At 39.4% G+C, this 21,625-nt stretch carries 19 protein-coding genes; 14 read left to right on the forward strand and 5 right to left on the reverse strand.

What is annotated here, in order from left to right:
- Positions 1–206: 206 nt before the first annotated feature.
- Genes WD048_10710 through WD048_10720 form a run of 3 tightly spaced genes read right to left on the reverse strand, consistent with a single transcriptional unit; the run spans position 207 to position 4,337 of the window.
- Positions 207–1,337 (reverse strand): mannosyltransferase, encoded by a 1,131-nt coding sequence (locus WD048_10710; GenBank protein ID MEX0812676.1) that lies wholly within the window; start codon positions 1,335–1,337, stop codon positions 207–209.
- Entirely contained in the window at positions 1,327–2,445 is a 1,119-nt protein-coding gene (locus WD048_10715) for a glycosyltransferase (GenBank protein ID MEX0812677.1), read from the reverse strand. Before WD048_10715 ends, WD048_10710 begins: the two co-directional genes overlap by 11 nt.
- Positions 2,433–4,337, reverse strand: coding sequence for an ATP-dependent DNA helicase RecQ (locus WD048_10720; GenBank protein MEX0812678.1), 1,905 nt, complete (start codon positions 4,335–4,337; stop codon positions 2,433–2,435). The genes WD048_10715 and WD048_10720 overlap by 13 nt, the downstream gene beginning before the upstream one ends.
- A gap of 183 nt (positions 4,338–4,520) precedes the next feature.
- Between WD048_10720 and WD048_10725 the strand changes: the two genes are divergently transcribed.
- On the forward strand, positions 4,521–4,862 hold the full coding sequence (locus WD048_10725) for a hypothetical protein (protein MEX0812679.1): 342 nt from the start codon (positions 4,521–4,523) through the stop codon (positions 4,860–4,862).
- A gap of 77 nt (positions 4,863–4,939) precedes the next feature.
- Here WD048_10725 and WD048_10730 read toward each other — a convergent pair whose 3' ends face one another.
- Positions 4,940–5,272, reverse strand: a complete 333-nt coding sequence (locus WD048_10730; GenBank protein ID MEX0812680.1) for a hypothetical protein — start codon at positions 5,270–5,272, stop codon at positions 4,940–4,942.
- Between the two features lie 355 nt (positions 5,273–5,627).
- On the opposite strand from WD048_10730, the gene WD048_10735 reads away from it, so the two are divergent.
- The 4 genes from WD048_10735 to WD048_10750 all read left to right on the forward strand — a co-directional run bounded on the left by WD048_10735 (position 5,628) and on the right by WD048_10750 (position 8,068).
- Positions 5,628–6,239, forward strand: coding sequence for a sigma-70 family RNA polymerase sigma factor (locus tag WD048_10735; protein MEX0812681.1), 612 nt, complete (start codon positions 5,628–5,630; stop codon positions 6,237–6,239).
- A 77-nt stretch (positions 6,240–6,316) separates the two neighbouring features.
- Positions 6,317–6,658, forward strand: coding sequence for a type II toxin-antitoxin system HigB family toxin (locus WD048_10740; GenBank protein ID MEX0812682.1), 342 nt, complete (start codon positions 6,317–6,319; stop codon positions 6,656–6,658).
- Between the two features lie 2 nt (positions 6,659–6,660).
- Complete coding sequence (locus tag WD048_10745) at positions 6,661–7,227, forward strand: helix-turn-helix transcriptional regulator (protein MEX0812683.1); 567 nt, start codon at positions 6,661–6,663, stop codon at positions 7,225–7,227.
- 70 nt (positions 7,228–7,297) lie between these two features.
- Positions 7,298–8,068, forward strand: a complete 771-nt coding sequence (locus WD048_10750; GenBank protein ID MEX0812684.1) for an acyl-CoA desaturase — start codon at positions 7,298–7,300, stop codon at positions 8,066–8,068.
- 10 nt (positions 8,069–8,078) lie between these two features.
- On the opposite strand, the gene WD048_10755 is transcribed toward WD048_10750, so the two are convergent.
- Positions 8,079–8,294 carry a hypothetical protein gene (locus WD048_10755; protein MEX0812685.1) on the reverse strand — a complete coding sequence of 72 codons (216 nt, stop codon included), beginning with the start codon at positions 8,292–8,294 and terminating at the stop codon, positions 8,079–8,081.
- A 244-nt stretch (positions 8,295–8,538) separates the two neighbouring features.
- Here WD048_10755 and WD048_10760 point away from each other — a divergent pair, with 244 nt between their 5' ends.
- From WD048_10760 to WD048_10800, 9 genes are all read left to right on the forward strand, one after another.
- Entirely contained in the window at positions 8,539–10,170 is a 1,632-nt protein-coding gene (locus WD048_10760) for a class I SAM-dependent DNA methyltransferase (protein ID MEX0812686.1), read from the forward strand.
- On the forward strand, positions 10,160–11,029 hold the full coding sequence (gene rhuM, locus WD048_10765; protein ID MEX0812687.1) for a RhuM family protein: 870 nt from the start codon (positions 10,160–10,162) through the stop codon (positions 11,027–11,029). The genes WD048_10760 and rhuM overlap by 11 nt, the downstream gene beginning before the upstream one ends.
- The gene (locus tag WD048_10770; protein MEX0812688.1) at positions 11,022–12,122 is read left to right on the forward strand and encodes a restriction endonuclease subunit S; all 1,101 of its coding nucleotides are present in this window, start codon (positions 11,022–11,024) and stop codon (positions 12,120–12,122) included. Before rhuM ends, WD048_10770 begins: the two co-directional genes overlap by 8 nt.
- Positions 12,123–12,146: 24 nt before the next feature.
- Positions 12,147–13,964: an AAA family ATPase gene (locus WD048_10775; protein MEX0812689.1), complete on the forward strand. Its 1,818-nt coding sequence runs from the start codon at positions 12,147–12,149 to the stop codon at positions 13,962–13,964.
- A 23-nt stretch (positions 13,965–13,987) separates the two neighbouring features.
- The gene (locus tag WD048_10780) at positions 13,988–17,899 is read left to right on the forward strand and encodes a type I restriction endonuclease subunit R (GenBank protein ID MEX0812690.1); all 3,912 of its coding nucleotides are present in this window, start codon (positions 13,988–13,990) and stop codon (positions 17,897–17,899) included.
- A 323-nt stretch (positions 17,900–18,222) separates the two neighbouring features.
- On the forward strand, positions 18,223–18,441 hold the full coding sequence (locus tag WD048_10785; protein MEX0812691.1) for a helix-turn-helix domain-containing protein: 219 nt from the start codon (positions 18,223–18,225) through the stop codon (positions 18,439–18,441).
- The gene (locus WD048_10790) at positions 18,438–18,767 is read left to right on the forward strand and encodes a HipA N-terminal domain-containing protein (GenBank protein ID MEX0812692.1); all 330 of its coding nucleotides are present in this window, start codon (positions 18,438–18,440) and stop codon (positions 18,765–18,767) included. Before WD048_10785 ends, WD048_10790 begins: the two co-directional genes overlap by 4 nt.
- Positions 18,764–19,750, forward strand: coding sequence for a HipA domain-containing protein (locus tag WD048_10795; GenBank protein ID MEX0812693.1), 987 nt, complete (start codon positions 18,764–18,766; stop codon positions 19,748–19,750). The genes WD048_10790 and WD048_10795 overlap by 4 nt, the downstream gene beginning before the upstream one ends.
- Positions 19,751–19,957: 207 nt before the next feature.
- Complete coding sequence (locus WD048_10800) at positions 19,958–21,502, forward strand: Fic family protein (protein MEX0812694.1); 1,545 nt, start codon at positions 19,958–19,960, stop codon at positions 21,500–21,502.
- Positions 21,503–21,625: the final 123 nt, after the last annotated feature.

The raw sequence follows: 21,625 nt of genomic DNA on the forward strand, positions 1-21,625 counted from the left end.
TAAACTCCATGAAACCGGACACCATTAAAAGTATAACCTCAAACCACCATTACAGGAATAGTTTTAATGCGGCATTTTATAGTTAAAATGGTATAATTCAATCTATTCAACCGCTTTTAAAAAAAATCAAAACCACTGATTTCAGGATTTCAGCCGAACTTGAATATGAAGCTTTAAAAGAAGCAGATGAGTTGTAATTTGAATTTCTATTCCTTACTCATTAACTCCATCAGCCTTTTGGCATTCACTTCATTCGAAAATTTTTCCTCCAAAACTGTCTTGCGTTTTTCGATCATTTCATTGGTAAAATCCTTGTCAACAAGATTGTACAACTGCTCTTTCATTTCATCTGCCGTATTGGCCACAATACACAAATCCTCTAAGCCGGTTTCATTGGCCATAAAAGAATTCACCAGGCAAAAACGCCCATTGTACAAGGCGTTCAGCAATTTCAATTTAACCCCGGTAGCTTGAAATGTCGGTAAAATATTCACCTGCGCATTGGAGATCAAATCGTGCATTTTCTCATCGTATGGATTGGGAATCAATTGAAAAATCTTATTGACTTCAGCCTCCTTTTTCAAGGTATTTAATGGATTTTTTCCTGCAATAGTAAAGGGATAATTAAAATCTCTGAAAATTTTTCGCGTGAGAAACAATGCCGCCTGATTGTTTTCTTCCACACCCAAATTACCGTGGTAAATGGCATAATTTCCCCTGCCCGTTTTGCTGCGCACTTTGTCATTTGGATGAAATGCAGGTAAATAATGTACACCTTCAAATTTATCATCTAAATAGCCCGTGTCTTTTGGGGATATTGAAAGAACCAAATCGGCTTTTTGCAGAATGCCTTCAAATTTTTTGAGTTTTTTCGACTCGTAATACATGTAAAACTTCCTGAAAAAATTGCGCTCAGAACGGCCAAGGCTTGCGTAGTAATCCCACTCAATATTGTGCATTCGCACCGCCTTTATCCGTCCCTGCAATGCCGGATGGTTCAGGTAAAAACAAGTGTGCAGCCCTTCGAACAAAATTGGGGAATCATCTTCGCTTAAATTGGAAAGCAGATCATCGGATTGTCGTGAACCAACAATATAGGGCACACTGCTGTATATGAATTTGTAAAATTTTCCACGCGGATAATAGATAACCTTTTCACAGATTTTCTCCAGTTCTTCCGAGCGTTCCCTGCCATAGTGAAAGGTGTGCAAATGCACTTTTACGCCCAGTTCCGAAAGGGTCTTTAATTTGTAAAACACATCTATAACCCCTCCGTAATTGGCAGGGTAAGGTACATTAAAGGAAATAATGTGCAGGTGTTTGTCTTTAAATTCCATGCATTAATCTTAATAAATGCTGCTCTTCGTTTTGCCAGTTGTATGTTTCAGCAGCTTTTTTGCAATTCTCCTTTAGCAAATTATATTTTTGAGAATCTTCTGCTAAGTTATCAATTGCATTTGAAATTTTTTCTTTATCCAAATCCGGAATCAATTCAGCTACTTTATACTGCTTATTGATGGCGCTGTATTCCGGAAAATCCATAGTAATACAGGGCACTGAGGCCTGGATATAATCAAAAAATTTATTGGCCAGGGAAAAATAATAGCTCTTGCCCGAATGCTCCAAAAGATTAAAAGCCAGAAATGCATGTTGCGTAACTGCCCATAATTCATCGGGCGGCAACATGCCCAGGAAAAAAACCTCTTTACCGCTTAATCCCATTTCATCGGATTTTTTTCTCAGCATTTCCGACAAATCGCCCTCTCCGGCAATCAGCAAGGGCAGTTTTTGCTCGGGCATCAGATCCAGCAATTGTTCTACTCCCCTACCCTTGTTCAATGCACCCTGGTAAAGCATGTATTTTTGCCGTTCAAAAGGCAGGAAATCAGGCCATTCATTTACATTAGCTCTTTGCACCGGTACATTTTTCACGACTTCAAATTGCCTTCCGTAATGCTGCATCAATTCTGCTGCCAATGCAGGCCCCACAGTAAAAGTCAGGTCAGTTCTTGGAATACAAAAAAGCCCTACAATATCCCATAGCATTTTAACCAAAGGCCGATTGACCACCTCAGGAACTTCAGTGAAATATTCATGGGCATCATAGCAGAGTTTCTTTCTTTTTAGGGCTGCTGCAATTGTCATGGGCAAAAGCGTATCCAAATCAACTGCATAATAGATGTCAAAACTGTTTTTGAGGCAAAAAAACAGGAGCCGGATATTGAGTTCGAGGTAAAACAATTTCCCTTTTTCAAAAAAACAATCCAGCCGCTTTTGATCAAAATTAAAAGTCTCAAGTGGAAGAGACTGCTTTTTGTTCCTGCCCAGCAACAACACGCGATAACCCGCATTTTGCAAAGATGCACTGATGCGCAACATCCGCTGATCATTGCTCAGGTCATTGCTCACACTTATGAGTATAGATTTTTCCACTACTCCTTCCAACTGTATTTGTTTGCAGATTTAATCACTTTTCCATTGTCCAAGAGCCAACGCATGGTTTTATTCACGCGGACTTCAGGAATTTTTCCCAGGACTGTTTTCAGGGCGCTTGCAGTAAGGCTTTGTTCTTGCAGTGCATTTTGAATATCCAGAACCAGTGCGCTTTTAGCCAATTCATCTTTTTGCATATCTTTTCTTTCCAGGCAATAGTCACAAATGCCACAATCCTGCGCGTCTAACTCCCCAAAATACTCCAATATTATCCTGCTGCGGCAATATTCATCTTCTTTAACATAGCGAAGCATACTTTCCAGTTGATGCTTAAAAACATGTTCGCGTTCAGCAATAAAACTTTTGTTCAGACTTAGGTATTTAGATTCCTGCGCAGCGGCAAGCAGTAATATTCTCGGATTTTGATTGGCAGATTGATAGCGGATCAATCCGACCTGGTGCAGGTATTTCAATTGTTTTTCAATAGAAACTACCGACCAGGATGTTTGCCGGGCAATCTTTGGCACATCAATGCGCACATATTCCTCAAAAATTCCGGGATGCGTGCGCAGTATAAATTTAATCAGTGCATCAAATCGCTCATTGGCCACCTGGAAATTGTAAAGCGTTCTCTTATCCGTAAGGAAATAGATTTTAGCCGGTAAAAATGTAGCATCGGAAATGGCAAACAACTCCTCCTGTTCAAGCAGTTTCAATGCCTTTAAAACACGAGGTGCAGGTGCTTTGTAATAATTCATAAATTTAGCAAAGTCAAACTCATACATGGCATTGGTTCCACTGCCAACAGGCACTCTAAGATAATTCATCAACGCAGTATAAGTCTGCCTGATAAAATCCAGATCGGGAAAATCATTTAATACACGCTGTTCTATTTGCTCAATATCATTGCCATTGAAAAGCAAGGTTGCAAAAGCTCTTTTGCCATCCCTGCCCGCTCTTCCGGCTTCCTGATAATAAGCCTCCATGCTCTCGGGAATATCCATATGCACCACATGCCGCACATCGGCCTTGTCTATGCCCATCCCAAAAGCATTGGTAGAAACAATGGCCCGCACATTTCCCCTTATCCATGCCTCCTGTTTTTTGCTGCGCTCCTCCATATCCAGTCCGGCATGGTAATAATCCGCCCGGATTTTATTCTGCTGCAGGAATTTAGCAATTTCTTTGGCCCGCCTTCTCTGCCGCACATACACCACCGCTGTACCCGGCACCCGACTTAAAATAGTGAGCAGTTTTTTGGCTTTGTTTTCTTCATGCCTTACTACGAATGAAATATTGGGCCGTGCAAATGAAGCCTGGAAAATCCCCGGATCATTCAGCCCGAGTTTTTCCACAATATCCTTTTTCACTTCAGGAGTAGCAGAAGCTGTGAGCGCAAGAAAAGGAATGCCCGGCCACTGTTTTTTTATCTCTGCTATTTGCAAATAGGCCGGACGAAAATCATAGCCCCACTGGGAAATACAATGCGCCTCATCAATGGCCACCATGCTTATGGGCAGTTGCTCCAGACGCTTTTTAAATCTTTCCGACAAAAGCCTTTCAGGTGAAATATAAAGAAATTGAATAGCCCCGTACTGCGCATTGTTGATCAACAACTCGATCTCGCGCGGCTCCATACCCGAGTGAATCGTTGCCGCCTTTACCCCTATTTTCTGAAGGTTCTGCACCTGGTCCTTCATCAGCGCAATAAGGGGGGATATAACCACACAAAGCCCACCAAGCGCAATGCCCGGCACCTGGTAGCAAATGCTTTTACCACCACCGGTGGGCAATACCGCAAGTGCATCTTTCTGTGCCAGCACATTTTCCACAATATCCTCCTGCAAAGGACGAAAGGCCGAAAAGCCCCAGTATTTTTTCAGGATGGACAGTGCAGAAGACATAGCTTAAAGCTTGATTTAATATTGCATTAGAGCTTAAAGTTAAGCCAGTTTTGCCATTTCCTGTAAAGTAATGGAGATTGCTCATAACTTTTCCATAGTTCCAAAATCCGGAAATGATCAACAGCCCTTTTGTTCCAAATTGATTGTTTTGGTCAATATCTGGTCGACTTTTGAATTTTAAAGGTGGTTTTCTTTAACGGACAAGTATTTGATGCTTATGAGTTGGCATCCAAAATTATCCGTTCAGCAAAACAGAGCATTGTACTGATTGATCATTACATAAACGAAAGCACACTCACTCATATAGCCAAAAAGCAGGAAGGGGTGAAGGTTTTAGTACTGACCAAAACCATTAGTAAACAACTTGACTTAGATGTACAAAAAGCAAACGAGCAATACGGATCTATTAAGCTGAAAACCTTTTCCCTAAGCCACGACCGATTTTTAATTATTGACGAAAAAGAAGTTTACCACTTGTGGCACTTCACTCAAAGATTTAGGCAAAAAATGGTTTGCTTTTTCTAAGATGGATAAAAGAGTGATCGGACGACTCAAAGTCGTCCACTAGATTACAAAAAGGTCAACTGGTTATTCACAGGCTTTTAAGCCCTCCTTTTCCTAAAGCGGGAAACTTTGCGCACACGAACGGGACGTGGAATTATTTTTTGGCTGTCAATCGGTACCGTGTTTTTCTTCAGGTAAAAACGCGACAAAGCATAAATGCCCACAAATACCCAAATGATATTGACCACCGTAGAAGGATAAGCCTCATTGTAAGCCGTATTGACGATTAAGCAAAAAGCACCAATAAGGTTAAAACCCTGGTATTTTAATGAGTCGGGGAGCATTTTGCCTGAGGACAACATCAGGTAGGCATAGAGTACTGCTACAGCACCCACCCAACCAATAATAGAAAAGATTACCGCTGTGTTCAATTTTAAAATTTTCACAAAAATACGTTCAAAAGAAGCATATCAGCAATAGCTTTTCAAAATAAATTTTAGTGCCGTATTAATTGGTATGCCTCAGAGGAAAAGGTAAGACCCCGCTGGGGTCTGTATAAGTTTCTTTGCTGGTTTTTTATAGACATTCAATGCCTCTGGCATTGCTGGTTTTCATAAAGCACCAAAAACTTTTTAGCAAAAGCAATTGATCCCAGAGGGATCAGATATTTATAAAAAACCCAATCAACACAACGATTGATCCCAGAGGGATCATACTTTATAAACTGTTCAACATAGCGCCTGATTTTCAAACATCCTTAGCTCAAAAATCCGTAACTTTACAGACATGAATCCGGCACAGGTTTTTGATCAATATTATCCTCTTTTGTACTCCATTGCACTGCAATTCCTGAAATCGAAGGAAGATGCAGAGGACATGGTACAGGAGACTTTTGCCCGCTGGCTCAATCAGGACCACAGCAAGATTGAAAACAATAAGGCCTATTTGGTTCAAAGCCTCAAAAATGCCTGCCTCAATTACCTTGAAGAACTCAAGCGCAAACGCAATGAAAAACTAAATGAGTGGAGTGATCAATTTAGCGAATACCAACAGCATTTTGAATTGGTTTACCATGACCTGGAAAAGGAAATGAGTATGCGCCTTGCAGATATGATGCAAAAGCTCAACCCAAAAGAACAGGCCGTTTATGTGCTGCGCAATTCCTTTGATATGAGTTATGAGGAAATTACAGAGCTGATTGACACCAAAATGGACAATGCCCGCAAAACATTTCAACGCGCAAAGGAAAGAATGCAGGAAAAGAAAACCCGTTTTGAACTCAACAAAGAAACGTATCGAAATACACTGCCCAATTTCCTGAATGCCCACCAGAAGGGACAGTTGAACGATTATCTTGATTCTATTCGAGCGCAATTGCCCGATTTTTTTAAAAGCTAGAATCCATACGATTTAAACAACCTCCCTGAAAGTTCTAAAATTAACCGAACTTTATTTCTAAGTTTGCGTATATAGGGATGAGATTAATCGGGAAAAAGAAATTAGAGCGACTCAGACGAAAAAATAAAGGAAACAAAAAGCTTTCCAAGGCAATAGATTTGCTTATTGATGATATCGAAACAAATAAATGGAAAAGTCCCAGCGAATTAAAAGAAACACGGACTGATGCCGATTGTGTTCACAGTGAAGGTTTCTATTTCTTCAATATTGCAATACATCGTACAATGATTTTGATAGAATTTGAAGATGATGAGGCGAGTGTTGTTTGGGCGGGGAATCACAAAGAATACGAATTAATTTTCAAGAACAACAAAAACACAATAAAAAGCTGGTTAAAATCACGAAACTGGATAGAATAAATATGAAAACTCAATTTGACATACAGGAACTGATCAATAAAGGGAAAATTGAAAGCGAACTGGAGTTGGAGCGTGCTTATATAGCTGACAGAAAACTAAAACAGTTATCAAAAGAGGACTTCAAATACAAAAGCATCAGAAAGAAATTACGCGATTTAATTGAAACCTATGAAAATAAGCATTGGTCAAAAAACGCCTCTTTTAACGCTCCTGGAATTAAGGAAAATGATATTGCCGAATCAATGGCTGAAAAAGAGCGATTGTTCGTTGAGAAAAGAAAAGAGTTAATTAGAAAAAAATTAAAATCACTTGATTTAAACCAACAACAATTGGGCATAATACTGGGGCACAAAAACAAAAGCTATATATCAGAATTGATGAATGGTATCAGCCCTTTTACATTAAAAGACCTCATTATTATCCACAAACTATTAAAAATAGACTTAGGCAAACTTATACCTACTACACTTACTTATAATGAACAAAAAAAGATCAAAGCTTCGCTTTTAGAATTGAAAAGGAAAAATCAAAAATTCAATCCTGAAAATCTAAACTTGGAATTTGCATAAGATTCTTGAAATAATTTTCAGCATCTGTCACATTTCTGCATTTCACTTGTCTTGTTAGAAAAGACCTGAAATGATCATACTTATATTTTTTGTTGTGCAGTGGTACCTCTGCATTTTCATTCACAGTTTTTTTCTGCACCGCTATGCCTCGCACAAGCAATTTACAATGAGCCGGGGCTGGGAAAAATTTTTCTATATCCTCACTTGGCTTTTTATGGGCTCCAATTACCTGAGTGCTTATGGCTATGGCGTAATGCACCGCATGCACCACGCCTTTGCCGATTCCAAAAAAGATCCGCATTCGCCCAAATACCATCCCAATTTCTTTAAGATGATGTGGGAAACCAGGCTGATATACAACGATATCAATTATAAGCGTGCCGATGTGGAAGAAAAATTCAAATCCGGAGCTGTACAGTGGGAGGCTTTTGAAAAATTTGCCGATACCTGGCCTAATCGTTTGTTTTGGAGCCTTCTCACGATTGGCATCTACATTGCCTTTGCTTCGCACTGGGCATTGTGGTTGTTGCTGCCCATACATTTGGTTATGGCGCCCATGCAGGGTGTTTTGGTCAATTGGTTCAGCCACAAAATAGGCTACCGCAATTTTAAAGTAAAGGACACCAGCACCAATTCACTGCCTTTTGATTTTTTATTACTGGGAGAAAATTACCACAACAATCACCATAAATTTGGCGGAAGGGCCAATTTCGGGGGCGTACGCTGGCACGAAATCGACATCACTTATCTTGTTATCAAGGCTTTTGACAAATTGGGGATTGTGCAGTTGAAGCCGGCTAAAGTTACCACGGTACAGAAAAAAGAAAGGTTAAGGGCTTAATTTTGTTTGATTACCTCGGAGTACATTCAGCTGTCCAATTTCGCTCTGCTTTGTTCCAGGCTTTATAATAATTATTCCGATCCGTATCTCCACACAACTGTTCGGCATCCAGTTCATCGCCACTCAGGTAATTATAGGCCCTGCAATCATAACAGGTTTCTTTCTTGCAGGAAGATGTAAGAATTGCAGGCAACAGTAACACAAAAGTAAATGCTAAGTTTTTCACGGGCAGGTATTTTGGCCAACAATAGAATAAACTTAATCAAAAAATGCAAGCCTGATAATTTTTCCACCCTTATCAACATTCCCAAATAATATTTTCAAGATTTATTTAATAAGCTTTCAGATTAAAAACCATAATTTAGACATTTACAAAAATTTAATCAGGTGAGATTGTAATGAAAAGAGTAATTAGAAAAATCTTTCACTTATAGCGATCAATTAAGCATCTAATAACTTTACTAGAATAAATGGCAAAAAAGAACAGCAAAGACCCCTTAACCAAACAACCAGTAGGACAACTTGAAGCCTCCTTATGGAAATCGGCTGACAAGCTGAGAAAGAATATTGATGCTGCGGAATATAAACACGTAGTACTGGGGCTGATTTTTTTGAAATACATTTCGGATGCCTTTGAAGAACTTTACGACAAACTGAAAGCCGGAGAAGGTGAATATGCCGGGGCTGACCCAGAAGACAAAGACGAGTACAAAGCCGAGAATGTGTTCTTCGTGCCAGAAAAAGCCCGTTGGACTTATTTACAATCGCAAGCCAAACAACCGACCATAGGAAAATCAGTGGATGAAGCGATGGATGTCATTGAAAAAGAAAATGCTTCTCTAAAAGGCGTGCTGCCTAAAGTATATGCACGTCAAAATTTGGACCCGACCAGTTTGGGAGAACTCATTGATCTGATTGGAAATGTCGCCTTAGGCGATACCAAATCCAGAAGTGCAGATATTCTCGGACACGTGTTTGAATATTTTCTTGGAGAATTCGCTTTGGCGGAAGGTAAAAAGGGCGGACAGTTCTACACCCCAAGAAGCGTAGTTGAATTATTGGTGAAAATGTTGGAACCATACAAAGGCCGTGTGTTTGACCCTTGCTGTGGTTCTGGCGGGATGTTCGTGCAGTCAGAGAAATTTGTGGAAGACCACCAGGGAAAAATCAATGATATTTCCATTTACGGACAGGAAAGCAACCAAACCACCTGGCGATTGGCTAAAATGAATTTGGCCATCAGAGGCATAGACAGTTCTCAAGTAAAATGGAACAATGAAGGTTCGTTTTTGAATGATGCCCACAAAGACCTGAAAGCCGATTACATCATTGCCAATCCACCTTTTAACGTGAGTGACTGGAGCGGTGATTTACTTCGCAAAGACGGACGCTGGAAATACGGCACACCACCCACCGGAAATGCCAACTACGCATGGATTCAACATTTCCTATACCACTTAGCACCCAGCGGACAAGCGGGCTTCGTTTTGGCAAAAGGGGCGTTAACTTCCAAAAGTGGCGGAGAAGGTGAAATTAGAAAAGCCCTTGTAGAAGCCGATTTGATCGATTGCATTGTAAACCTGCCTGCCAAGTTGTTTTTGAATACTCAAATTCCCGCTTCTCTTTGGTTTATGAGCCGCAATAAGAAAGGATTCCCCTCCCCCGGAGGGGTGGTCGAAGACCGGGGTGGGCAAAGAAACCGAACAGGTGAAATACTTTTTATTGACGCCCGCAACTTAGGGCACTTAATTAACCGCAGAACCAAAGTGCTTTCAGACGAAGATATTGATCAGATTACCGACACTTACCATAATTGGCGCAACAAATTCCCCTCCGATGGAGGGGTGCCCGTAGGGCGGGGTGGGTACGAAGACATAAAAGGCTTCTGTGCTTCGGCCTCCAAAAAACGGGTAGCCGAACTGGACTATGTGCTCACACCTGGCAGATACGTAGGCCTTGCTGAGGAAGAGGATGACTTTGACTTTGCCGAACGCTTTAGCAGCTTGAAAGCTGAGTTTCAGGCACAGTTGAAAGAGGAATCAGATCTGAATGAGCGGATCAAAGAGAACCTGAATAAAATTAAGTTGGGCAATGAACAGTAAAAACGAGATCGTTCTATATCAATCAGATGAGTTGACTTCTCGTATTGAAGTGCGTATTGAAGATGAAACCATTTGGTTGACGCAGCAACAAATCGTGGAGCTTTTTGACAGTAGTAAAGCTAATATCAGCGAGCACATCAAACATATTTTTGAGTTAGGTGAGCTGGAAGAAAATTCAACTGTTCGGAAATTCCGAACAGTTCGTAGAGAAGGCAACCGGGAGGTAAGCAGAGAATTGCTGCACTATAGTTTAGATGTCATCCTATCAGTGGGCTACCGGGTAAACTCCAAAAGAGGTACGCAATTTCGTATCTGGGCAAGCCAGGTACTCAAAGATCACCTACTCAAAGGATATTCCATTGCCAAGCGCATGGACCGGATAGAAGAAAATGTTCATGGGCTGAAGGGGCGAATGGATGATATAGAGGTGCAAATAAACGCCAGCTTACCTCCCAGACATGGTATCTTTTTCGATGGTCAAATCTTTGATGCCTATGTGTTTGTTGTTGGTTTAGCCAAAAAAGCCAAAAGCAGCATTGTCCTGATCGACAACTACGTGGATGAAACGGTGCTAACCATACTGAGAAAGCGAAACAAGAACGTAACTGCCACCATCTACACCAAAACCATCGGCAAGCAGCTAAAACTCGACCTGAAAAAATACAACAGCCAATACCCCGAGATTAAAGTAATTGAATTCAAAGATGCCCACGACCGCTTTTTGATTTTAGATGAAAAAGAGCTGTACCACTTTGGCGCTTCGCTCAAAGACCTGGGCAAGAAGTGGTTTGCTTTTTCGAGAATGGACAGCATGACGGAGGATATTTTGGGGAAATTGAAAGGAGGGAGTGATGAGTGAGTGGCGAGAAATTAAATTAGGTGATCTTGGAACTATAGTAACAGGTAAAACACCGTCTAAAAAAAATCCTGAAGATTGGGGTGATGACACTTTATTTATTACTCCTTCTGACTATGGTAATTATCGGAAATGGGCAGATGATAGCATTCGGAAATTATCGACTCACGGTGTAGAAAAATTATCAAACAAAGTTTTACCTGTTGGGGCAATCTTGGTTACCTGTATCGGTTCAGACATGGGCAAAGTTGTCATGAATAGAAAAAAAGCAATTACTAATCAACAAATTAATTCTATCGTTCCAAATGCTGATGTTGTAAATCCTGATTTCGCTTACTATCTACTTGTTGACTTGTATGAAACATTGAGAATTTATGGTGGAGACGGTACTGCTGTGCCAATTGTGAATAAAGGAGACTTTGAAAAGATAGATGCTCTTACTCCAGAAAAAGAAGAACAACACGCCATCGCTTCCGTCCTTTCAAGCTTAGACGACAAAATAGACCTGCTGCATCGCCAAAACCAAACCTTGGAGCAAATGGCCGAGACGCTGTTTCGGCAGTGTTTTGTGGAGGAAGCGGATGAGAGTTGGGAAGAAGGAGTTTTGGGTGATTTGGTCGAAGTAAAGTACGGGAAAGACCACAAGAAGCTTATGGAGGGTTTAATTCCTGTTTACGGTTCAGGTGGGTTTATGCGTTCTGTTGAAAAGCCACTTTTTGAAGGAGAATCAGTTTTAATTCCAAGAAAAGGAACATTGAATAATGTCATGTATGTAGATGAACCCTTTTGGACTGTTGATACAATGTTCTACACAATAATGAAGAAACCAAATTTGGCAAAGTTCATTTACCAGTTCATTAAACAGAAGGATTTAGCATCAATGAATGTCGGATCGGCAGTGCCAAGTATGACCACAGCTGTTTTAAATAATATGCCAATTGAAATACCACAGGGTGATTTTTTGGAAAAGTTCGATGGAATAGTTTCTGAATTTTACAGCAAGGTCAAATCAAACCAAACCCAAATCCGCACGCTCAACTCCCTGCGCGATACACTGCTACCGAAGTTGATGAGTAGGGAGGTGCGAGTTGAATAATTAGATTAGTATAAATTAAAAAATATGAAGTATACAAAGTTTGAAATTGAGAATTTTAAGGGTATTCAAAATTTAACTCTTGATCTAGAGAAAAAACCTACTTCTAAGATTATTACTCTTGTTGGGTTAAATGAATGTGGTAAAACATCTATACTGGAGGCGATAAATTTTTTACATAAAGACCAACCTGATAGTCAAAAACATAAGCTGATTCCAAAGAAAGACAAATTGAAGTTTAATGGAAGTGTGATAGTTAGAGGAGACCTATCATTAAACAAAGAAGATAATATACGCATTAAAGAGTTTGCTAAAACTATAGGAGTATTAGACATTAAACCAATCAAATTATTATCTATCAGTAATGAAAGTCTTTTTGATAATTCGAATTTCATTAAATCTAAACATACATGGGAACTTTATATAAGTATTAAAAATAAAGAATCAGATGATTTTGTAGAAATCGATGATCAAAATGAAATCTGGAAGAAAATTGCAGATTATATTGAAGATAATTTACTTCCCAAAATATTATATTACCCAGATTTCTTATTCAATTTCCCAAATAAAATATATTTAGACAAAGATTTTTCAAAGACCAAAAAGCAAGAGCAGTTTAGAGATATAATTCAGGATATTTTATCATCTATAGATATTGATTTAACTATAGAAGACCACTTAATTAATAGAATAAAAGATTCATCAGAAGGTGTTCAAGAGGCTTTAGAGCATACCTTGTCCAAAATGAGTTCTAAAATTTCAAAAGTCGTATTGGAAGCATGGAAAAATATAATGAATATAAAAGGGAAAGAATTTTCAGTTGATGCAAAATCTGAAAAAATAACAGAACAGGTTAAAAATCAACAGGGTGCTAAAGTTAATAAACAGAGAAATGTTTACTATTTAGAATTTAAGCTCAAAGAAGGAACAGAAAAATATTTTATATCTGAAAGAAGTTTAGGGTTTAAATGGTTTTTTACATTTCTTTTGTTTACAGAATTTAGAAAAAATAGAAAAACTGATTTAGGAGAAACAATTTTTTTATTGGATGAACCAGCTTCAAATCTACATTCTACTGCACAAAAGAAATTACTTGCAAAATTCTCTAATTTAGTTTCATCAAAATGTAGGCTAATCTATACAACTCATAGTCATCATTTAATTAATCCTAAATGGCTTGAAGGAGCCTATATCATAAGAAATGAAGCGATAGATTATAAAAGAGGCTTTGATTTTGATACAAACAACACAAATATAAATGCAATACCCTATAAAAAATTTGTAGCTACCCATCCTAAACAACAAGATTATTTTCAGCCCATACTAGATGCCCTAGAATATCAACCAGGTTTGCTTGAGAAAATTCCGGGGATTATTTTAACTGAAGGAAAATTTGATTTTTACATATTGAAGTATATAGATCAAGTTTATCTAAACAATAAATACAAACATTTACATTTCTACCCTGGTAACGGAGCAGATGGAAATGATCAGGTAATAAGACTTTATATGGCGTGGGGAAGGGATTATAAAATTTTACTTGATGGAAATGGAGGGGGTGAAAAGGCTAAAAAAAGATATAAAAAGGTTTTTGGGGAAGTTATACAAAACCATATATCAACATTCACAGACATAAACAGTGATTTTGATTATGCAATTGAGGATTTATTTAAGACGAATGAAAAGCTAAATATAACTAAGCTATTTGATGAAAAAGCAAGCACTTTTAACAAGTCAAAATTTAATACTATGATCCAAAGTTTATTGCTTCAAAAGAAAAAAGTTGATATAAGTGAAGAAACCATTAAAAAATTCAAAGAAATATTTGATTACTTAGATTGCTAGTATATTATTTTATTTAAATTATAATGACCCGAATCACCGAAAATACGATAGAAGATTTCGCCATCAAATTATTGGAGCATTTGGGCTATGAGTATATCTATGCCCCAAGTATCGCCCCATTCCCCTCCTCTGGAGGGGTGGTCGAAGACCGGGGTGGGTCACCCTCCTCTGGAGGGGTGCCCGAAGGGCGGGGTGGGCAAGACATGCGTCATTCCTATGAAGAAGTAATGCTCACCAACCGTATGGCAGAAGCCGTAAGGAGAATCAATCCCACCGTTCCAACTGAAGCACAGGAAGAAGCCATCAAAGAAATACAGCGTCTCAATTCTCCCGAATTACTTACGAATAATGAAAGTTTTCACCGCCTGTTGACCGAAGGCATCAAAATCAGCTATCAAAAAGACGGACAGCAAAGAGGTGATTTGGTTTGGTTGATTGATTTCAATACTCCCGAAAACAACGACTTTATTGTTGCCAATCAGTTTACCGTAGTTGAAGATGGTATAAACAAACGCCCGGATGTGATTTTGTTTGTCAACGGCATTCCTCTGGTAGTGATAGAACTCAAGAATGCAGCAGATGAAAATGCCACCATTAAATCGGCTTTTAAACAGATAGAAACCTACAAGGAAACCATTCCGAGCCTGTTCACCTATAATGCTTTCACCATCATCTCAGATGGTTTAGAAGCCAGAGCAGGGACACTTTCCTCCGGCATGAGCCGTTTCATGGCCTGGAAATCAGCAGATGGCAAAGAAGAAGCATCCCATTTGGTAAGTCAAATGGAAACCTTGATTACAGGTATGCTCAATAAAGAAACCCTTCTGGATCTGATCAGGCATTTTATAGTTTTTGAAAAATCCAAAAAGGAGGACGTCAAGACAGGTGTTACTACCATTTCAACCGTTAAAAAATTGGCAGCTTATCATCAATACTATGCTGTGAATCGAGCGGTAGAATCTGCCATAAGGGCTACGGGCAAAAATCCCCTCCCTGGAGGGGTGCCCGAAGGGTGGGGTGGGTTAAGCTCAAACAAAAACAAACAAGAACATCATCAAACATTCAGAAGAAAAATACTTCCATATAATCCCAAGCTAAAAGAGCTTGCCCGAAAGCTTAGGAAAAACATGACGCTCTCAGAAGTTCTTTTGTGGAATGAATTAAAGCAAAAGAAAATGTTGGGCATTGATTTTGACAGACAGCGTCCTATAGATGAATTCATTGTTGATTTTTATAGCAAGGATTTAATGTTGGCTATAGAAATAGATGGGAATAGCCATGACTTTGAAGAAGTTGCAACTAAAGATAAAAAAAGACAACAACGTCTTGAATCATTGGGTGTTCGATTTTTGCGCTTTAGTGACATAGAGGTGAAAAAGAACATGCGCAATGTGCTATTGAGCATTCAGTATTGGATTGAAGATCATAGAGATTATTTGGTGGGAAGGGAACCCACACCTAGAACCTATCAGAAGGGAGAACCAAAGCCTAGAACCTCCCAGGAGGAAAAACCCACCCCTAACCCCTCCCAGGAGGGGAATCGTTCAAATTGGAATTCCGGTGAAGAAGATTATTTCATGGAATCGCCCGAAAGCTATGGCGTTCCGGGTGTGAAAACACAACCCAAAGGAGACCGAAAAGGCGGTGTGGTGTGGCACACACAAGGCAGTGGAAAGTCACTATCTATGGTGTTTTTTACAGGAAAACTCGTTTTGGCTTTGGACAATCCAACGGTTGTAGTCATTACCGACCGTAACGATTTGGACGACCAGCTCTTTGATACCTTTGCTTCTTCTACTCAGTTGCTAAGACAAGAACCCAAACAAGCTGAAAACCGGGAAGACCTGAAGGAAAGATTAAAAGTAGCTTCCGGTGGTGTGATTTTCACCACCATTCAAAAATTCCAGCCTGATGAAGGCAATGTGTATGAAACCCTTTCTGAAAGGGAAAATGTAGTGGTGATCGCTGATGAGGCACACCGAACGCAATACGGCTTCAAAGCCAAAACAGTAGATGATAAAGACGAGCAAGGCAATGTGATCGGCAAGAAAATAGTGTATGGCTTTGCCAAATATATGCGGGATGCCTTGCCGAACGCTACCTATATTGGCTTTACGGGAACACCTATCGAAAGCACTGATGTCAACACACCTGCGGTTTTCGGAAATTACATTGATGTGTATGACATTGCCCAGGCAGTTGAGGATGGTGCAACCGTTCGGATTTATTATGAAAGTCGATTGGCTAAAGTCAATCTGAGCGAAGAAGGTAAAAAACTGGTGGAGGAATTGGATGCCGAACTGGAAGGTGAAGAACTCTCCGAAACCCAAAAAGCCAAAGCCAAATGGACGCAGTTGGAAGCCTTGATCGGTAGTGAAAACCGAATTAAAAATGTTGCCAATGACATTATTCAGCACTTCAACCATCGACAGGAAGTGTTTGAAGGCAAGGGAATGATCGTGGCTATGTCCAGAAGAATTGCCGCTGAATTGTATGATGAAATCATCAAGATAAGATCGGATTGGCATTCAGATGATTTGGATAAGGGTGTGATTAAAGTAGTAATGACTTCTGCATCTTCTGACGGTCCGAAGATCGCCAAACATCATACCACCAAGCAACAGCGCAGGGCCCTTGCCGATCGAATGAAAGACCCAGAAGATGAATTGAAACTGGTGATCGTTCGCGATATGTGGCTCACAGGATTTGACGCACCCAGCTTGCACACGCTTTACATTGACAAGCCCATGAAAGGCCACAACCTGATGCAGGCCATTGCACGGGTAAATCGAGTTTACAAAGACAAACCCGGTGGTTTGGTAGTCGATTATTTGGGAATTGCCTCCGATTTGAAAAAGGCACTCTCCTTCTATTCAGATGCAGGAGGAAAAGGAGACCCAACAATAGCCCAAGACCAAGCGGTGAAGTTGATGCTTGAAAAAATGGAAGTCGTTTCTCAAATGTTCAATGAAATCCCCTCCTCTGGAGGGGTGGTCGAAGACCGGGGTGGGTTCCCTTATGAGGATTATTTCCAGGCAGAAACCAATAAGAAGCTTTCCATGATTTTAGCAGCCGAAGAACACATTCTCGGATTGGAAGATGGCAAGAAACGATTCATCACTGAAGTAACGGCTCTATCGAAAGCCTTTGCAATTGCAGTTCCACATGAACAAGCAATGGACGTGAAAGATGAAGTGTCCTTCTTTCAGGCAGTAAAAGCCCGTTTGGCCAAGTTTGATTCCGATAGCTATCGGAACAGCTCAGGAAAAACAGATGAAGAAATCGAGACAACCATTCGACAAGTCATTGACCAAGCCTTAGTTTCTGAACAGGTAATTGATGTGTTTGATGCTGCCGGAATTAAGAAGCCGGATATTTCTATTTTATCAGAAGACTTTTTGTCGGAACTGAAAGGAATGGAGCATAAAAATGTTGCCCTTGAAGTTTTAAAGAAGCTCCTCAATGACGAAATAAAAGCACGTTCTAAAAAGAACCTGGTAAAGAGTAAGTCTCTCAAAGAAATGTTGGAGAACTCTATTAAAAAGTATCACAACAAGATTTTGACTGCTGCCGAAGTGATGGAAGAACTCATCAATCTCAGCAAGGAAATCGTGAACATGGACAGCGAAGCCAAAACCCTTGGGCTTTCTGACTTTGAATATGCTTTTTATACAGCGGTTGCAAATAATGAAAGTGCCAAACAACTCATGCAGCAAGACAAGTTGAGAGAACTGGCAGTAATTCTGACTGAAAGAGTTAAGAAAAACGCATCCATCGACTGGACAATAAAAGAAAGTGTAAGAGCAAAATTGAAAGTAATCATCAAACGGACTTTAAGACAATACGGTTATCCACCAGACATGCAGAAATTAGCTACTGAAACAGTTTTGAAACAAGCAGAGCTGATTGCTAAAGAGTTGACTTCTGACAACTGATAAATACCATTTCCGCGTTTACAGGAAACCAATTGAAACCATTATTGACCCTTGGAATTCTTGATTCGCGAATCGCGAATCACCAAGTGTTTTCTCATTTAAAGATATACAGCAACTATTTTTGGTAAAAAAAACAACTCCTTAAAAAAGTCCAAGCAGCCTCTCCCCGCGCTTAATAAGAGATGATAAAAGTGCAATACAATGCACTTACAACTGTATTTCCTTTACCAATAGTCAATTCAATTCGAAAAGTGCAGTAAAACACACTTTTCATTGCTTTTCTTAAGTTTATTTTGTACTTTCATTACAAATAGAGCAATATAATGCACTTTACAAAACTTATTTACAGCATAAAAGCACGCAGGGAAATGCTACAGGTAAATCAAGAAACGCTGGCAGAATTATCTGGCGTGAGTCTTAGAACCTTAAAACAATTTGAAAGTGGCAAGGGCAACCCCACTTTGCAAACTATTGGCAAACTGTCAGATGCACTGGGTTTAGAACTAAGGCTGCAAGTTAAAACAATAAACCCCGATAAATGAGACAGGCAAGGGTAATTTATAAAAATGAAGAGGCCGGGCTGTTGAAACAATTAGATGATGGTTCTTTTGTTTTTCGCTACCACGAAAACTGGTTTAATGCAGCAAACAAGCCCGCTATTAGTCTCACACTTCCTAAAAACCAGCAGGAATATCATTCAGAACATTTGTTTCCTTTTTTCTTCAACATGTTGCCAGAAGGTTCCAACAAACAAACGGTATGCTTTAGCAAGAGAATAGATAAAAATGACCATTTTGGCATATTGTTAACTACTGCCAAATATGACACCATAGGAGCTGTTAGAATCATAAAAATTGACCAAAAATGAGTTTGCCTGATATTAAATATTGTCCGGGAACATTAAAAGAAGATTGCAACTCCTATTCAGCTACGGCTTTAAAACGAGTTTTTAATGGAAGAAAAGTAAGTCCGTTTCTACCTTATAACTCTCCCGCCAGCAATGAGGCCACAGATGAAATGTTTGAAGAGAACCAAAAGAGGATATCTATTTCAGGTGTACAAGAAAAGTTCTCCGTTTTATTGGATAAAAACAAACTCAGGCTCATAGAAGAGGGCGAACAAGGACAGTACATTCTTAAGCCCCAGCCAGGTGCCGGAAAAAACCGGGAAGCTATGCCTGCAAATGAACACTTAACTATGCAAATTGCGCGGCAAGTATTTGATATAGAGACTGCTGAAAATGCGCTTATTTTCTTTAAAAATGGAGCGCCAGCCTATATCACCAAACGCTTCGATGTTAAAGATGATGGAAGTAAATGGGCGCAAGAAGATTTTTCATCCTTAGCTGGGCGCACTCCTCAAACACATGGAGAAAACTACAAGTACCAGGGGAATTATGCTGATTTGTTTGATATCATGAAAAAATTCGTTCCTGCATATAACATAGAAGCGCCAAAGCTATTTAGGTTGATGCTTTTCAATTATCTGTTTTCCAATGGCGATGCCCATTTCAAAAATTTCTCATTAATAGAAACTCAATTGGGCGATTTTAAATTAAGTCCTGCTTATGATTTATTGAACAGCCGCATTCATATTCAAGACAAAGATTTTGCCCTAGATGAGGGATTGCTTCCTCCAGTAGAAACGAAAGGTAAATTACACGAGCAATTTTACAAACTAGGTGAAATATCAGGCATTAATGAAAAACAAGTAAGCAATATTTTTTCATCATTGACCTCTAAAAAAGAAAAAGTACTTCGCTTAATCAATAGCTCGTATTTGTCTGATCAGTTGAAACGCAATTACGAACAAGCCTATTTAACCAGACTAAAAAAATTACTAAGAAACTGAGTTCGATAATTATTTAAGAGCTTAGATTATTAAGGTAAACAGCTACAGAAGCAGGTCTTATTTATCCAATTATCTCATTGTATTTCAGGTTATTACTTGTATATTCGCATTAAATAATAACAATAACACACCTTTAAATAATAAAAATAGAACAACACTAAATAATAATAATGAACCAGCGTTTAATAATAAGACAAGCACAACAATATGGCAAGGCCCGGAGAGAAATTAGCGGAATCATTAGAAAAGCTGAAGGAACTACAAGACAGTGGTATTGTAGGAATTAAAACAGATGATCTTTCACGTGTTCACAGGGAAAGACTGCTTACTAATGGATTTATACGTGAAGTCATTCGGGGTTGGTTCATTATTGCTCCCATTGATGAACCACAAGGAGACAGTACTTCTTGGTTCACTTCATTTTGGGGGTTTTGCTCCCGATATTTAAAAGACCGTTATGGAGCCGATTATTGCATTTCCGCTGAACAGTCACTGCTCATACATGCAGGTAACACATCCGTACCACATCAGCTCATTATTCGATCAACTAAAGGGAATAATATGCCTGTTGAACTGTTGTTCAAAACATCCTTGTTTGTGATGAAATCAACACTGCCGGATAAGGCTGAGATTGAAATGAAGGAAGGCATACGGATGGTCAATCTCCCTTCTGCGATTATTCATTCGCAACAGTCAATATTTCGTACGAATCCTACAGATACGCGAACAGCATTATTATTGATTCGTGATGCTTCTGAGTTATTAGAGAGGTTATTAGATGGAGGGCATTCTACCATTGCAGGTAGATTGGTAGGTGCGTATCGTAATTTGGGACAAGAGAAAATTGCCAACGAGATTTTGAAGACCATGAAATCTGCAGGCTATGATGTGAGAGAAACGGATCCATTTGAAGAAGAAACGCCAATTGCATTGGATGCGCGTGAAAAGTCACCTTATGTGAACCGTATTCGATTACTATGGCATAAAATGCGAAAAGAAGTAATTGATGTCTTTCCAGAACCACTTGGACTTCCAAGGGATATAGACGGATATATTACAAAGATGGAGGAAATCTACACAACGGATGCATACCATTCCTTATCTATTGAAAAATACCGGGTAACTCCTGAATTAATTGAGCGCGTGAGGCTGGGTTCTTGGGACGCTAAAGAAAATGAAGCAGACCGACAACAAAAAGACGCTATGGCTGCCAGAGGTTATTGGCAAGCCTTTAATGCTGTTAAAAAAAGCATTAAAAAGATATTAAAAGGAGAAAATGCAGGTGCTATTGCTGATCAGGAACATGGTGACTGGTACCGTGAATTATTTGCTCCTAGCGTAAATGTTGGAATTTTAAAACCTTCCGATTTAGCTGGATATAGAACCAATCAAGTGTATATCGGGAATTCAAAACACAAGCCTATCAACAAAAATGGAGTTAGAGATGCTATGCCCCTACTTTTTGAATTACTGGAAAAAGAAGAACATGCCGGTGTGCGTGCTGTTTTAGGACACTTTATTTTTGTGTTTATCCACCCCTACATGGATGGCAACGGACGAATGGGGCGATTTCTGATGAATGTCATGCTTGCTTCTGGTGGTTATCCATGGACTGTTATCCCGGTAGTGGAAAGAGATCGCTATATGGAAGCATTAGAAGCTGCTAGTGTGGATCAGGATATTAAACCTTTTGCTGAGTTTGTGGCTTGGTTGGTAGATGAAGGGATGAAGGGAAGGGCTGTGGCAAAGTGAGTGACTCTGCAGGGATTATTTCATGATCCCTTTGTCTTCATTGTCAAAGCAAAAGTCCAATCTGCTGGTGCAGATTCACTTTTTCATTTTAAATACACTTTATAAACAAGTTTAGCAGGGATT

The sequence above is a fragment of the Chitinophagales bacterium genome (genome assembly GCA_040877935.1).
Taxonomy (GTDB): Bacteria; Bacteroidota; Bacteroidia; order Chitinophagales; family CAIOSU01; genus JBBDNB01.

Excerpts from the sequence above, each read along its gene's own strand:
- WD048_10790 (MEX0812692.1), top strand. The coding sequence starts at position 18,438 with ATGAGACAGGCAAGGGTAATTTATAAAAATGAAGAGGCCGGGCTGTTG.
- WD048_10750 (MEX0812684.1), top strand. The coding sequence starts at position 7,298 with ATGATCATACTTATATTTTTTGTTGTGCAGTGGTACCTCTGCATTTTC.
- WD048_10745 (MEX0812683.1), top strand. The coding sequence starts at position 6,661 with ATGAAAACTCAATTTGACATACAGGAACTGATCAATAAAGGGAAAATT.
- WD048_10795 (MEX0812693.1), top strand. The coding sequence starts at position 18,764 with ATGAGTTTGCCTGATATTAAATATTGTCCGGGAACATTAAAAGAAGAT.
- rhuM (MEX0812687.1), top strand. The coding sequence starts at position 10,160 with ATGAACAGTAAAAACGAGATCGTTCTATATCAATCAGATGAGTTGACT.
- WD048_10785 (MEX0812691.1), top strand. The coding sequence starts at position 18,223 with ATGCACTTTACAAAACTTATTTACAGCATAAAAGCACGCAGGGAAATG.
- WD048_10760 (MEX0812686.1), top strand. The coding sequence starts at position 8,539 with ATGGCAAAAAAGAACAGCAAAGACCCCTTAACCAAACAACCAGTAGGA.
- WD048_10740 (MEX0812682.1), top strand. The coding sequence starts at position 6,317 with ATGAGATTAATCGGGAAAAAGAAATTAGAGCGACTCAGACGAAAAAAT.
- WD048_10800 (MEX0812694.1), top strand. The coding sequence starts at position 19,958 with ATGGCAAGGCCCGGAGAGAAATTAGCGGAATCATTAGAAAAGCTGAAG.
- WD048_10735 (MEX0812681.1), top strand. The coding sequence starts at position 5,628 with ATGAATCCGGCACAGGTTTTTGATCAATATTATCCTCTTTTGTACTCC.
- WD048_10770 (MEX0812688.1), top strand. The coding sequence starts at position 11,022 with ATGAGTGAGTGGCGAGAAATTAAATTAGGTGATCTTGGAACTATAGTA.
- WD048_10780 (MEX0812690.1), top strand. The coding sequence starts at position 13,988 with ATGACCCGAATCACCGAAAATACGATAGAAGATTTCGCCATCAAATTA.
- WD048_10720 (MEX0812678.1), bottom strand. The coding sequence starts at position 4,337 with ATGTCTTCTGCACTGTCCATCCTGAAAAAATACTGGGGCTTTTCGGCC.
- WD048_10710 (MEX0812676.1), bottom strand. The coding sequence starts at position 1,337 with ATGGAATTTAAAGACAAACACCTGCACATTATTTCCTTTAATGTACCT.
- WD048_10775 (MEX0812689.1), top strand. The coding sequence starts at position 12,147 with ATGAAGTATACAAAGTTTGAAATTGAGAATTTTAAGGGTATTCAAAAT.